The following is a 13,975-nucleotide window of genomic DNA, read 5'->3' on the forward strand; positions in this document are numbered from 1 at the left end:
ACCCTGCCCCACCATGCCCCACACAGCCCACCATCTGCACAACCGCCTGCAATCCCTCGCCCTGGTGGGGGCCATGGTGCTGTTGCTGGGGACCATCGCCTGGCTCATCGGCGGCCCGGTTCACAGTACCGGGGTGGTGACCGCGGTGGTGGTGCTCTATTTTCTCAACCCCATGGCCTCGCCCGGCCTGGTGATGCGCATGTATCAGGGTTACCGGCTTGATCCCCGGTACGCCCCGGTGCTGCTGGAGATCATGGACCAGCTCGCCGACCGCGCCGGCCTGCCCCGGGCTCCCACCCTGCACTATGTCCCCACCCAGATGATGAATGCCTTCGCCGTGGGCGACCACCGGCAGGCCGCCGTGGCCGTCTCCGACGGCCTTCTGCGGCGCCTGAGCCTGCGCGAGCTGACCGCCGTACTGGCCCACGAAATCAGCCATGTGGCCCACAATGACCTGCGCACCATGACCTTTGCCGATCTGTCCTCCCGGCTCACGGTCCTTTTGTCCCTGTTCGGCCAGGTCCTGCTGATCATCAATCTGCCCTTGCTGATCATGGGCCATGCCACCATTCACTGGGGCGCCATCCTGCTGCTGATCTTCGCCCCCAGCCTGACCACCCTGTTCCAGCTGGCACTCTCCCGTAGCCGGGAATATGAGGCGGACCTGGGCGCGGCCCGCCTCACCGGCGATCCGGTCGGTCTGGCCATGGCCCTGGACAAGCTGGAACGGGTGCAGGGCGGCCTGCTGGAACAGGTGCTGCTGCCGGGCCGCCGTGCCCCGGAACCCTCCTGGCTGCGCACCCATCCCGCCACCCGCGACCGGATCGACCGCCTTCGGCAACTGGACCAGACACTGCCCCATGGCCCCCTGCCCCTGCCGGCCGTGGCCTATGACCCGCGCCCGATCCTGGAGCAGATCCCGGCCAGACCCCGCTGGCTCATTGGCAGATCGTGGTTTTGATGCACTGCAGCTTTCTGGAGTAATCTCTTGGCTTCCTGCATTGCGGACGCATCGCGAGAGATCCCATGGACACACTGCTCATCATCAAGACCGGCACCAAGATCGACAGCCTTCAGGACTTTCCCGGGGATTACGAAGACTGGATCGCCGCCAGCATGGACTGGCCCCAAACCCAGACGAAGGTGGTGGATATACAGGCCGGTGATCCGCTGCCGGCACCGGGGGACGTTGTCGGCGTGGTCATTACCGGCTCCGGATCCATGGTCACGGAGGAGGCCCCCTGGATCCAGCAGACCGCCGACTGGCTGGCACGCGCGGTATCGGCCGGTGTGCCGATCCTGGGGATCTGCTTCGGCCACCAGATCCTGGCCCACGCCCTGGGCGGCCGGGTGGACTGGAATCCCCGGGGGATCGAGGTGGGCACAGTGGAGGTCCGGCTCCACGGCGAGGCCGCCGAAGACCCCCTGTTCTCGGTGCTGCCGGGCCGGTTCTACGGCCAGGTCAGCCACAGCCAGTCGGTGGTGGCGTTGCCGCCCGGGGCGAGGGCCCTGGGCGAAAGCGACATGGAGGCCCACCAAGGGTTCGTGGTGAACGGATGCGCCTGGGGAGTGCAGTTTCATCCGGAGTTCGATGAGCGCATCACCCCCCATTACGTCATGTACTACCGGGACCGGCTGGCGGAACAGGGGCGGCAGATCGACGGCCTGCTGGCCAACATCCGGCCGACCCCGGAGAGCAGCCGGGTACTGCGGCGGTTCGGAGAGTGGCTCAAGACCCCGCGCTGACCGGCTGACTCCGCCCTTTCCAGCGCCGCCAGAGTCCCTTTTCCAGTTCCACCAGCAGCAGCACGAACACGCCGTAGCCCAGGATCAGGCCCCAGTACTGCAACGACAGCGGCGCGCTCTGGAACAGCAGGTTCATCCACGGGGTGTAGACGAACAAAAGCTGGGCCAGCCACATCGCCGCGATCCCCCGCCAGATCCAGGGATTGGAGAACGGATTCGTGCGAAACACACTGCGGGTGAGGGAACGGCAGTTGAGCAGGAAGAAGCTCTGTACCACCACAAACAGGCTCACCGCCAGGGTGCGGGCCTCCTCCAGGCTCGCGCCCTGGGCCAGTGACCACTGGAACAGGCCGAAGGCCCCCAGCAGCAACAGGGCACTGACCGAGAAGATGCGGCCGATGATCTCGCCGTTGAGGATCGGCGCATCGGGCCGACGGGGCGCCCGGGCCATGATTCCCGGCTCCCGGGGTTCGAAGGCCAGCATCAGGCCCAGGAACACCGCCGTGGTCATGTTCAGCCACAGGGCCTGCACCGGCAGCACCGGCAAGGTCAGACCCAGCAGGATGGCCACCATGATCACCAGACCCTGCCCCAGATTGGTGGGCAGGATCCAGGTGATGAACTTGATCAGGTTGTCGAAGACGTTGCGCCCCTCCTCCACCGCCGCCTCGATGGAGCTGAAATTGTCGTCCGCCAGCACCATATCCGAGGCATCCCGGGACACTTCAGTGCCGTTGATCCCCATGGCGATGCCGATGTCGGCACGCTTGAGGGCTGGCGCATCATTGACCCCATCACCGGTCATGGCCACCACATGGCCCCGGGCCTGCAGGGCCTCCACCAGCCGCAGCTTCTGCTCCGGGGCCACCCGGGCAAACACCGACACCCCGTCGGCGGCCTTGCTCAATTCATCCGGCGACATCTCCGCCAGCTGGCGCCCGGTCAACGCGCGCCGTTGGTCCTTGTCTTCATCCCGGATGATGCCGATGCGTTCGGCAATGGCGCGGGCGGTGAGGGCATGGTCTCCGGTGATCATCTTCACCCGGATGCCGGCCTTGCGGCACAACGCCACGGAGTGGATCACTTCCTGCCTGGGGGGATCGATCATGGCCTGAAGGCCCAGGAAGATCAGACGATCTTCGTCCTTGTCCGGGTCGGGAACATCCAGCCGGCCGGCATCGGTCTCACGCATGGCAAAAGCCAGTACCCGCAACCCCTGGGCCGCCAGTGCCTCCGCCTGTTCCCGCAGACGCTCCCGGTCCATCGGCACCCGGTCGCCCTCGGCATTCATGGCCCGGTCGCAATGGGCAATCACCTGCTCCGCCGACCCCTTCATGTAGACCCGGTGGCCCTCGTCGTGGCGGTGAAGGGTGGCCATGTACTGTCGATCCGACTCGAAGGGGATGGCATCGACCCGGTGCAACCGGCGGCGCATGTCATGACGGTCAAACCCGGCCTTGAGGGCGCTGGCGATCAGTGCCCCTTCGGTGGGATCACCGTGGACGCTCCAGCGACCCTCCTGTTCCACCAATTCACTGTCATTGCTCAGCAGGCCGGCCAGCAGACAATGGTAGAGGGCCTGATGGTGGACAGCGGGAGCCTCGACCGGGCTACCGTCCCGCAGGATCCGGCCTTCGGGGTTATAACCGCTCCCGGTGAGTTCGAATTCCGTGTCGGCGGCGACGATCCGCTGCACCGTCATCTGGTTCTCGGTGAGAGTGCCGGTCTTGTCGGAGCAGATCACGGTGGTGGAGCCCAGGGTCTCCACTGCCGGCAGCTTGCGGATGATGGCGTTGCGCAGGGCCATGCGGCGTACCCCGATGGCCAGGGTGATGGTGATCACCGCCGGCAATCCCTCCGGGATGGCGGCCACCGCCAGGGCCACGGCAGCGATGAAGGTATCCACCCAGTCCTGACCATGGAGCAGGCCCACGCCGAAAGTGATGCCGGCCAGCACCAGGATCACCCACAGCAGGACCCTGCTGAAGGCGTTGATCCTGCGGGTCAGCGGGGTTTCCAGGGTAACGGCGTCATTGATCATGCCGGCGATCTTGCCGGTCTCGGTACGGTCGCCGGTGCCGATGACCACGCCCCGGCCGGTTCCGTAGGTCACCAGGGTGCCAGCAAATCCCATATTGCCACGATCCGCCAGCACCGTGTCCCGGGCCAGCTTGCCGGACTGCTTGTCCACCGGCACGGACTCCCCGGTGAGGGTGGACTCGTCGATCTGCAGATCCCGGCAGGACAACAGGCGCAGATCGGCCGGTACCTTGTCGCCGGAAGCCAGCAGGACAATGTCGCCGGGCACCAGATCGGCGGCGGCAATAGTGACCCGGTTGCCGTCCCGGATCACGGCGGCGGATGAGGAGAGCATGCCCTTGAGGGCCTGAATCGCATCCTCGGCCCTGGATTCCTGGACAAAGCCGATGATGGCATTGATGAGGACGACACCGAAGATGACCGCGGAATCGATATATTCCCCAAGCGCCAGGGTCACGGCCGTGGCGATGAGCAGGATGTAGATCAGGGGGTTGTGAAACTGCAGCAGCAGGCGTTTCAGCCAGTAAGACCGGGGGGCCGCCGTCAGGGTGTTGGGGCCATGGGTGGCCAGACGCTCGCTGGCCTGCCGGCTCGTGAGACCCTGCTGTTCATGGGTTTCAAGGGTTTCCAGCACCTCGTCAGGGTGCAGGTGGTGCCAGAGATCCTTGAGGGGTGTTTCCATGGATTGCGTCTCGGTCGGGTGACTGTGTGTGGGTCCATCCAGAGGGGGGGCAAGGTAGCGCAAGCGCAACCTATCCAGGCGGGAGCAGCAAACCGTCGAGGATGCGACGGATCATGGCGGGCGCATCCTTCAACAGATCAAAGTATTCCGGCTCCAGCAACCAGGCGTAGAACAGGCCGGTGAAATAAAGTTCCAGGGTGAGCTGACCCATTTCCGGCGTCACGCCGGGGCGCAGCCGCCCCGCCGCCTGGGCTTCCTGGAAACACTCCAGCATGACCCGGGCCGCGCGACGCCGCCCTTCCAGTTCCGCATCCCGCCAGACCTGGTTGTCCGCCTCCCGCTCCCTACGGTGAAACACAATGGTATACACCCGCTGCACCTGGGCATCACCGGCCAGCGTTTCCAGGGCCGCAAGACAGAGCCGTTCGATGACCTCGACAGGGTCCGCGTCAGGTTCCCGGACGAATTCGTCACGCAGCCGTTCCAGCGGCAGACGTACCCGGTCCAGCATGGCCCCGTAGAGCGCCGCCTTGTCACGGAAATGCCAGTAGATGGCCCCCCGGGTCATGCCTGCCTCGCGCGCGATAGCCTCCAGGCTGGCCCTGGAAACCCCTTGTTCCAGAAATACTTTTTCCGCCGCATCCAGCAGCAGGGCACGTGTCTGTTCGGCTTCTTCTTTGGTGCGTCGCATGGTTTCCGCGCTTGACAGTGAAAATTTTGGACCTATTATACATGCACGTCTGTATGTTTTTGTAAACTCCCCCGCTCCGGAGACCCGCTCCATGTCCACCCCCTCCCATACCCGCCGGGCGCTGCCCGCCGCCGGCCTGATCGCGACCCTGTTTGCCGCCTTCTGGCTGTCCGCCTGCGGCAGTGGCGACGAGGCCGCCGGACCCGGAGCCGGCGGCATGCCGCCGCCGCCCGTGACCCTGAGCACCCTGGCAGCAGAGGATGTGAAGGTCCGCGGCGACTACGCCGGGCGGGTACGGGGCTCCCGGGAAGTGGAAGTGCGTGCCCGGGTGGACGGGATTCTGGAACAACGGCTCTACGTGGAAGGCCAGGCCGTCGGCCAGGGCGCTCCGCTGTTCCGCATCGACCCGGAACCCTACGAGATCGCCCTGAAGATGGCCGAGGCGGAACAGGCCAACGCCCAGGCCGGACTGAATCAGGCAGAGCGGGAGTGGAACCGGATCTCCGACCTGTATCAGCGTAACGTGGTCAGCACCAGGGACCGGGACCAGGCCCTGTCGGAACTGGAACTGACCCGCGCCCGCCTGGATCTGGCCCGAGCCTCGGTGGCCGATGCCCAGCGCAACCTGCGCTATACCACGGTGGTGGCACCCATCGAAGGCACCACGGACCTGGAAAGCCTGCCCGAGGGGAGCCTCATCAGTCAGGGCACCCTGCTCACCTCCCTGACCCAGCATAACCCCGTCCACGTCCGTTTTTCCCTGCCGGAGCAGGATGCCGCCATCCAGCGCACCGCTCGTCAGGCCATGATGGGGCGTGAAGAAATCCAGAGCCACGAGGTCCAGTTGCTGCTGCCCGACGGCAGCCAGTATGAACACATGGGCCAGGTGGACTTCACCGACAGCAGCATCGACCCCCGCACCGGCACCGTCTCCGCCCGCGCCGTGTTTCCCAACCCGGACCGTCTGGTGGTCCCCGGTCAGTTCGTGCGGGTGCGCATCATGGTGCAGGAACTCAAGGACGTGTTCCTGATTGATCCGACCGCGGTGAGCCAGGACCGGGACGGCCCCCGGGTCTTCCTGGTGGATAACGAGGACACCGCCCATGCCCGGCACGTGCGTCTGGGACCACTGGTGGATGGCCGGCAGGTAATCCTGGACGGGCTCTCGGCCGGTGAACGCCTGGTGATCAACGGCCACGTGGGCCTGCGTGACGGCATGAAGGTCTCTCCCGTGAACGCTCAGGGACGGGATCAGTGATGCTGCGTTTCTTCATCGATCGCCCGATCTTTTCATCCGTCATCTCCATCATCATCATCGTCGCGGGGCTGGCCTCGCTGCGGGCCCTGCCCATCGAACAGTATCCGGACGTGGTGCCGCCCCAGATCGTGGTCCAGGCCAGCTACCCCGGCGCCAGCGCCCAGGTGCTGTCGGAGTCGGTGGCGGCACCGCTGGAGCAGGAGATCAACGGGGTGGACAACATGATCTACATGGAGTCCTCCAGTACCGACGCCGGCACCATCCAGATCACCGTGACCTTCGAGATGGGCACGGACCCGGACCAGGCGGCCATCAACGTCAACAACCGGGTCCAGGCCGCCCTGCCCCGCCTGCCCCAGCAGGTGCGTGACCAAGGGGTTCGGGTACAAGCCCGTTCCACCAACATCCTCATGGTGACGGTGCTCAGCGCACCCGACGGACGCTACGACACCATCTTCATCAGCAACTATGCCCTGCTCAACGTGCTGGACGAGCTGGTGCGCCTGCCCGGCGTGGGCGATGCCTCCCTGTTCGGGGCCCAGGACTACTCCATGCGCATCTGGCTGCGCCCGGACAAGCTGGCCCAGTTCGATCTCACCCCTTCCGACGTGGCCAACGCCATCCGGCAGCAGAATGCCCAGTTCGCCGCCGGGCGTCTGGGGGCCGAACCCGCCCCGGTGGATCAGGCCTTCACCTTCACCGTGACCACCCGCGGCCAGCTGGCGGACCCGGCGGAATTCGAGCGCATCATTCTGCGTGCCCAGCCCGACGGCAGCACCCTGCGACTGGGGGATGTGGCCCGGGCGGAGCTGGGGGCACAAAACTACGCCTTCTCCGCCACCCATAACGGTCGCCCCACGGTGCCCATGGGCATCTACCTGCAGCCCGGCGCCAACGCCCTGGACACGGCCCGGGCGGTGCGTGCCGCGCTGGATGAGCTTTCTGATCGTTTCCCGGAAGGGCTGGCCTATCACATCCCCTACGACACCACCGAGTTCGTGGAGATCTCCATCCGCGAGGTGTTCATCACCCTGTTCATTGCCGTGGGTCTGGTGATCCTGGTCACCTTCCTGTTCCTGCAGCACCTGCGCGCCACCCTGATCCCGGTGGCGGCGATCCCCGTATCCCTGATCGGCACCTTCGCCGGCATGCAGGCACTGGGGTTTTCCGTCAACCTGCTGACCCTGTTCGGACTGGTGCTGGCCATCGGCATCGTGGTGGACAACGCCATCATCGTGATGGAAAACGTGGAACGCCTGATGGCGGAAAAGGGCCTCAAGGCCCGCGAGGCCTCGATCCAGACCATGCAGCAGGTGGCGGGCGCCGTGGTGGCCTCCACCCTGGTCCTGGTGGCGGTGTTCACGCCGGTGGCCTTCCTCGGCGGGCTGACCGGCGAGTTATACCGCCAGTTCGCGGTGACCATCGCGGTCTCGGTGGTGGTCTCGGGCATCGTCGCCCTCACCCTCACCCCGGCCATGTGTGCCCTGTTGCTGGACAAGCAACCCCACGCGCCCAGCGCGCCGTTCCGCCTGTTCAACCGGCTGTTTGACCGCATCACCGACGCCTTCGTGGCGACGGTGGCCTTCCTGCTGCGCCGCTGGATACTGGGTGTGGTGCTGTTCGCCGGCTTCACCGGCAGTGCCGTGTGGCTGCTGGACCGCATGCCCTCGGGACTGGTGCCCCAGGAAGACCAGGGGGTCTCCCTGGTGGTGGCGCAGTTGCCGCCGGTGTCGGCCCTGGGACGCACCGAACAGGTGCGGGACGCCCTGTCCGCCCGGCTCATTGTTCAGGAGGAGATCCAGGACTTCACTTCCTTCGCCGGCTTCGACATCATCGCCGGCTCCCTGCGCACCAATGCCGTCGCAGGCTTTGCCAACCTGACCGACTGGAATGATCGTCAGGGCGAAGGGCAGGATGCCGCCTCCATCGCCCGCCGGGTCATGGGCATGGGCATGGGGATTCAGGAGGCCAACGTGTTTGCCTTCATCCCGCCCCCGATCATGGGTCTGTCCCTGACCGGTGGCGTGGAGGGCTATCTGCAGGTGCGGGGAGACACCACCCCGGCGCAGGTCGAGGCCCTGGCGCAGAAGCTGGCAGCCCTGGGCAACGAGCGGCCGGAGCTGACCAACGTGCGCACGACCCTGGCCACGGGCATCCCCCGATACCATGCCGAGGTGGACCGGGAGAAGGCCATGGCCGCTGGCGTGCCCATCACCGAGGTCTTCGATGCCATGCAGAGCACCTTCGGCTCCCTGTACGTGAATGACTTCACCTATTCGGGACGCCTGTGGCAGGTGAACCTGCAGTCCGAAGGTGAATTCCGCAGTCAGGCCGACGACCTGCGCCGGGTCTTCGTAAGGTCCAGCAACGGCGACATGATTCCGCTCAGTTCCCTGGTGACCCTGGAACGCACCAGTGGCGCGGACCTCATCAACCGCTTCAACATCTTCCCGGCGGCCAAGATCCTGGCGGACCCGGCCCCCGGCTACACCTCCGGCCAGGCCAAGGCGGCCCTTGAGGCGGTGGCGGCGGGGCTGAACCAGGAGGCGGACACCCTGCTGGGCTGGATCGGCGAGGCCTACCAGCTGGACGCCGGTGCCGGTGCCGGCGGCGCCGCCTTCGCCATGGGGATGCTGATGGTATTCCTGATCCTGGCGGCCCAGTACGAGCGCCTGACCCTGCCGCTGGCCGTGGCTTCGGCGGTGCCCTTCGGGGTGCTGGGGGCGGTGATCGCCTCCTTCGGCCGGGGCTTCCCCAACGACATCTATTTCCAGGTGGGTCTGCTGGTGCTGATCGGTCTGGCGGCGAAGAACGCCATCCTGATCGTGGAGTTTGCAGCCCAGAACCGGCGCGAGGGGATGTCCACCACCGAGGCCGCCACGGCCGCGGCACGGCAGCGTTTCCGTGCCATCGTGATGACCGCCTTCACCTTCATCGTCGGCAGCCTGCCGCTGGTGTATGCCAGCGGTGCCGGGGCGGCCAGCCGTCAGGAGATCGGCACCGTGGTGGTGGGCGGCATGCTGGCGGCCAGTACCCTGGCCCTCCTGTTCGTGCCGCTGTTCTATAAACTGCTGGAGGACATGGCCGACTGGTGGAAGGCCCGTCGCGACCAGCCCCCGCTGGAAAGCCGGTAACACGCCCCGAACCCCCGTCTCTCAAGCCAGAGAGACGGGGACCGGACACCGGCGAGCCGATGAATCCTCTGCTCGGCCCAGTCACCTTTTTCCGATTACCTCAGTTTTCCCGATCACTTCAGTCGCACATGCATTCCACCAAGTACTCTCATGCCGTCCGTCATTCGGCACTGGCCCTCGGGCTATTCCTGGCTGCTTCCGGCGCCATGGCTCAGGAAACCCGCTGCCACGTGGGAGCGGGGATCATCGCCACCGGCAGCAATCTGGGCCGCCTGGATTTTCAGCAACCTGTCTGGGTGGGCAGTTGCGACTATGCCGCGGAGATGAACGGCAACCGCCGCTGGGAAACTGCCCTCGGCTACATGGCACATGCCTATCCGGCCACCTTCCTGAGTCAGTCCTTGGTCTTTCCCGCCACCGGACATCTGAACCTGTTGCTGGGTGGCGCGTTACTGGACAGGACCACCGGCTCCATGGGCAGTCAAATCAACATCCATGCCGGGGCATCCCTGCGTCTGGGCAAACAGTTACGACTGGTATTCCGGCACCTGAGCAACGCCGGCATCCGCTCGCCCAACCAAGGGGAAAACATGCTGCTGGTGGATCTGCGGTTCAGATAATCCGAAGATCAGGCCGGTGACTGCCCCGCCAGACGCTGCACGCCCTGCGCCAGCGCCTGGTGCCGCTCCGGGATCCAGGCATCCGGGCCAAGCAGGGTGTCCAGCCCCAGCTGGGCCAGCCGCGCCCGGGGCTGGTCCTGCACCCCGGACATGATCACCTGTACACCGCCGTCCAGGGCACCCCGGATGGCGGCCTCCAGGGCCACCGCCGTGGTCACGCCCAGGTGGGGCACCCGCGCCAGATCCACCACCAGCACACCAGCCCCTTCCAGTTTGGGTTCCTGGCGGGTGATCGCCTCCGCCGCACCGAACACCAGGGGGCCGCTCAGATGCAGGATCTTCAAGCGACCCTTGCCCTGGGCCAGCAGCGCCCGTTCCTCCGGTGACAGATCGGCGCAGCGACCGTTGGTGTCGTCGTCCTCGGGCCGCCGGGGCGGCAGGATGCAGACCGACTCCGCCTGCACGTCCGCCAAGCGCCGGATGGTCATCACGTTGGCCACGAACAGGCCGATGGCCACGGCAGTGATCAGATCCACGAACACGGTCATGGCGATCACCCCGTAGAGGATCAGGGCGCCCTTGGGAGACACCCGGTGGGCACGGCGCAGAAAGCGCCAGTCGATGATGTCCAGCCCCACCTTCACCGCGATCCCGGCCAGCACCGCCAGGGGGATGTTGGCGGTGAGTCCGGCGGCCCAGATCACCACCACGGCCAGGATCAGGGCACGCACGATACCGGACAGGGCCGAACGCCCGCCGGCCTGGATGTTCACCACCGTTCCCATGGTGGCCCCCGCCCCCGGCAGGCCACCGAACAGGCCCGAGGCCAGGTTGCCCATGCCCTGCCCCACCAGCTCCTTGTCCGAGTTCGATTCATGGCGGGTCATGCTGGAGGCGATGACAGAGGACAGCAGGGCATCCACGGACCCCAACAGGGCCAGCACCAAAGCGTCCACCACGATGATCAGCCACTGTTCCGCCGTGAACACCGGCAGTTGCAGGGAGGGCAGCCCGGAATTGATGGGGCCGATCACCCGTACCTGCTCACCGCCCAGCCAGTACATGACCGCCAGCGTTCCCAGCACCAGCACAATGAGTTGGGGTGGCAGGTAGCGTTTCAGGCGGGCCGGCATGAACAGCAGGATGGCCAGGGTGGCGCCACCCAGAAGCAGTTCCAGCGGATCAATGGCCGCCAGCAGGCCGGGCAACCCCTGCAGGGTGCCGATCACCCCCCCCGCCGGGGTGGCATGCCCGAGCAGGCCGGGCAACTGCAGGATGATGAGGATGATGCCGATGCCGGTCATGAACCCGGAGATCACGGTGTAGGGCATCATGGTGACGTAGCGTCCCAGCTTCATGGCCCCGAAGGCCATCTGGAACACGCCGGTGAGCATCACCACGGTGAAGGCCATGGCCATGCCCTGCTCCGGATTGGCGGCGATCAGGGAGGCGATCACCGCCGTGAACACCACCGTCATGGGGCCGGTGGGTTCGGAGATCAGGGTGGGCGTGCCGCCGAACAGGGCGGTGAACAGGCCGATCAGGATGGCGCCGTAGAGCCCCGCCTCCGCACCGGCGCCGGAGGCCACGCCGAAGGCCAGGGCCATGGGCAGGGCGATCACCGCCGCCGTCACGCCGCCGAACAGGTCTCCCTTCAGATTGTTGAACCGGATCTCGTTGAAGACTCGCATCTGGGCTTCCTCATTGAGTGGCCCCATTATCGAAGGGGATTCAGTTCAACAATAATCGAAGTTCGTGAATGGACTCATATCATTAAATCTATGAGTGCTGCGGATTCGGGCATCACCATGCCTGTGGTCATCACGACCTTCCCACCCATACATAGACCCCTGCCAATCCATCAAATAGAAACAATCGATTTATAGATATACCCACTGTTCATGTAGCTTTCCCATAGAGCAAACGTCGCCTTCCCGTCCGAGGCGGGGCACAGACCACAGGAGCTGATGACCATGAGCGTGAAAACCTACGACGCGGGTGTGAAAGAGTACCGCGAACTCTATTGGACCCCGGACTACGTCCCCCTGGATTCCGACCTGCTGGCCTGCTTCAAGGTCACCGGACAGCCGGGGGTGCCGAGGGAAGAGGTGGCCGCCGCCGTGGCCGCCGAGTCCTCCACCGGGACCTGGAGTACGGTGTGGTCCGAACTGCTCACCGACATGGAATTCTACAAGGGACGGGCCTACCGCATCGAGGACGTGCCCGGCGACAAGGAATCCTTCTACACCTTCATCGCCTACCCCATCGACCTGTTCGAGGAAGGCTCCATCGTCAACGTGCTCACCTCCCTGGTGGGCAACGTGTTCGGTTTCAAGGCCCTGCGCCATCTGCGCCTGGAAGACATCCGCTTCCCCCTGGCCTACGTGAAGACCTGCATGGGTCCGCCCAACGGCATCCAGGTGGAACGGGACAAGCTCAACAAGTACGGCCGCCCCCTGCTGGGCTGCACCATCAAGCCCAAGCTGGGCCTGTCGGCCAAGAACTACGGCCGCGCCGTCTATGAATGTCTGCGCGGCGGCCTGGACTTCACCAAGGACGACGAGAACGTCAACTCCCAGCCCTTCATGCGCTGGCAGAACCGCTTCGAGTTCGTGGCCGAGGCCGTGGCCGCTTCCCAGGCGGAAACCGGCGAGCGCAAGGGCCACTACCTCAACGTGACCGCGCCGGACCCGGAACAGATGTACGAGCGGGCCGAGTTCGCCAAGGAACTGGGCCAACCCATCATCATGCACGACTACATCACCGGCGGCTTCTGCGCCAATACCGGCCTGGCCAAGTGGTGCCGCAAGAACGGCATGTTGCTGCACATCCACCGGGCCATGCACGCGGTCATCGACCGCCATCCCAAACACGGCATCCACTTCCGCGTGCTGGCCAAGTGCCTGCGCCTCTCCGGTGGCGACCATCTGCACACCGGCACCGTGGTGGGCAAGCTGGAAGGTGACCGGGCCTCCACCCTGGGCTATGTGGATCTGCTGCGGGAGTCCTTCATCCCCGAAGACCGCTCCCGCGGGATCTTCTTCGACCAGGACTGGGGCTCCATGCCCGGAGTGTTCGCCGTCGCCTCCGGCGGTATCCACGTCTGGCACATGCCCGCCCTGGTCACCATCTTCGGCGACGACTCCGTGCTGCAATTCGGTGGCGGCACCCAGGGCCATCCCTGGGGCAATGCCGCCGGCGCCGCCGCCAACCGGGTGGCCCTGGAGGCCTGTATCAAGGCCCGCAACGAAGGCCGTGATCTGGAGCGGGAGTCCCGCGAGATCCTCACCGACGCCGCCCGTCACAGCCCCGAACTGGCCAGCGCCATGGAAACATGGAAAGAGATCAAGTTCGAGTTCGACACCGTGGACAAGCTGGACGCGGGCTGATCCCACGCACCGGGCCGGATCATTCCCCCTTCCGAACATGAGGACCTGCAGACATGCCTTTCCAGAACACCATGGGTGACTACCAGACCCGACAGACCCTGGAAACCTTCGGTTTCCTGCCCCCGCTGACCCAGGAAGAGGTCTTTGATCAGATCGCCTACATCATTGCCCAGGGCTGGACGCCGGGCATCGAACATGTGCATCCGGACTTTTCCATGAACCACTACTGGACCATGTGGAAGCTGCCCTTCTTCGGCGAGGTGAACCTGGACCATGTGGCCGCCGAGCTGGAGGCCTGCCATCGGACCTACCCGGATCACCATGTGCGGCTCACGGGCTACGACAACTACACCCAGTGCCAGGGCGCGTCCTTCGTGGTGTTCGAGGGGCGGCGCTGATCACGGACCCAGGCAGA

10 protein-coding genes are annotated in these 13,975 nt (G+C 65.5%); 7 read left to right on the plus strand and 3 right to left on the minus strand.

All coding sequences use genetic code 11. The features are described from left to right. Positions 1-13 precede the first annotated feature (13 nt). Together CKO35_RS01390 and CKO35_RS01395 are read left to right on the plus strand one after the other, a co-directional pair. A complete protein-coding gene (locus CKO35_RS01390; protein WP_200172180.1) occupies positions 14-961 on the plus strand; it encodes a zinc metalloprotease HtpX in 948 nt (315 codons plus the stop codon). Between the two features lie 65 nt (positions 962-1,026). Next, positions 1,027-1,746 (plus strand): glutamine amidotransferase, encoded by a 720-nt coding sequence (locus CKO35_RS01395; protein WP_200171813.1) that lies wholly within the window; start codon positions 1,027-1,029, stop codon positions 1,744-1,746. On the opposite strand, the gene CKO35_RS01400 is transcribed toward CKO35_RS01395, so the two are convergent. Further along, the gene (locus CKO35_RS01400) at positions 1,730-4,468 is read right to left on the minus strand and encodes a cation-transporting P-type ATPase (RefSeq protein ID WP_200171815.1); all 2,739 of its coding nucleotides are present in this window, start codon (positions 4,466-4,468) and stop codon (positions 1,730-1,732) included. The two genes, CKO35_RS01395 and CKO35_RS01400, sit on opposite strands and share 17 nt — an antisense overlap. A 70-nt stretch (positions 4,469-4,538) precedes the next feature. Then, positions 4,539-5,159, minus strand: a complete 621-nt coding sequence (locus CKO35_RS01405) for a TetR family transcriptional regulator (RefSeq protein WP_200171817.1) — start codon at positions 5,157-5,159, stop codon at positions 4,539-4,541. 91 nt (positions 5,160-5,250) lie between these two features. On the opposite strand from CKO35_RS01405, the gene CKO35_RS01410 reads away from it, so the two are divergent. The 3 genes from CKO35_RS01410 (at position 5,251) to CKO35_RS01420 (ending at position 10,171) form a co-directional block, all read left to right on the plus strand. After that, positions 5,251-6,417 (plus strand): efflux RND transporter periplasmic adaptor subunit, encoded by a 1,167-nt coding sequence (locus CKO35_RS01410; protein ID WP_200171819.1) that lies wholly within the window; start codon positions 5,251-5,253, stop codon positions 6,415-6,417. Beyond that, complete coding sequence (locus CKO35_RS01415) at positions 6,417-9,551, plus strand: efflux RND transporter permease subunit (protein WP_200171821.1); 3,135 nt, start codon at positions 6,417-6,419, stop codon at positions 9,549-9,551. The genes CKO35_RS01410 and CKO35_RS01415 overlap by 1 nt, the downstream gene beginning before the upstream one ends. A 128-nt stretch (positions 9,552-9,679) precedes the next feature. Continuing rightward, the gene (locus CKO35_RS01420; protein WP_200171823.1) at positions 9,680-10,171 is read left to right on the plus strand and encodes an acyloxyacyl hydrolase; all 492 of its coding nucleotides are present in this window, start codon (positions 9,680-9,682) and stop codon (positions 10,169-10,171) included. An 8-nt stretch (positions 10,172-10,179) separates the two neighbouring features. Here the strand turns inward: CKO35_RS01420 and CKO35_RS01425 are convergent, their stop codons facing one another. Continuing rightward, positions 10,180-11,862, minus strand: coding sequence for a SulP family inorganic anion transporter (locus CKO35_RS01425; RefSeq protein ID WP_200171825.1), 1,683 nt, complete (start codon positions 11,860-11,862; stop codon positions 10,180-10,182). Positions 11,863-12,144: 282 nt separating this feature from the next. Between CKO35_RS01425 and CKO35_RS01430 the strand changes: the two genes are divergently transcribed. Beyond that, positions 12,145-13,560 (plus strand): form I ribulose bisphosphate carboxylase large subunit, encoded by a 1,416-nt coding sequence (locus CKO35_RS01430; protein ID WP_200171828.1) that lies wholly within the window; start codon positions 12,145-12,147, stop codon positions 13,558-13,560. 53 nt (positions 13,561-13,613) lie between these two features. Further along, a complete protein-coding gene (locus tag CKO35_RS01435; RefSeq protein ID WP_200171830.1) occupies positions 13,614-13,958 on the plus strand; it encodes a ribulose bisphosphate carboxylase small subunit in 345 nt (114 codons plus the stop codon). Positions 13,959-13,975: the final 17 nt, after the last annotated feature.

It is taken from the genome of Ectothiorhodospira shaposhnikovii (assembly GCF_016584105.1).
GTDB lineage: Bacteria > Pseudomonadota > Gammaproteobacteria > Ectothiorhodospirales > Ectothiorhodospiraceae > Ectothiorhodospira > Ectothiorhodospira shaposhnikovii.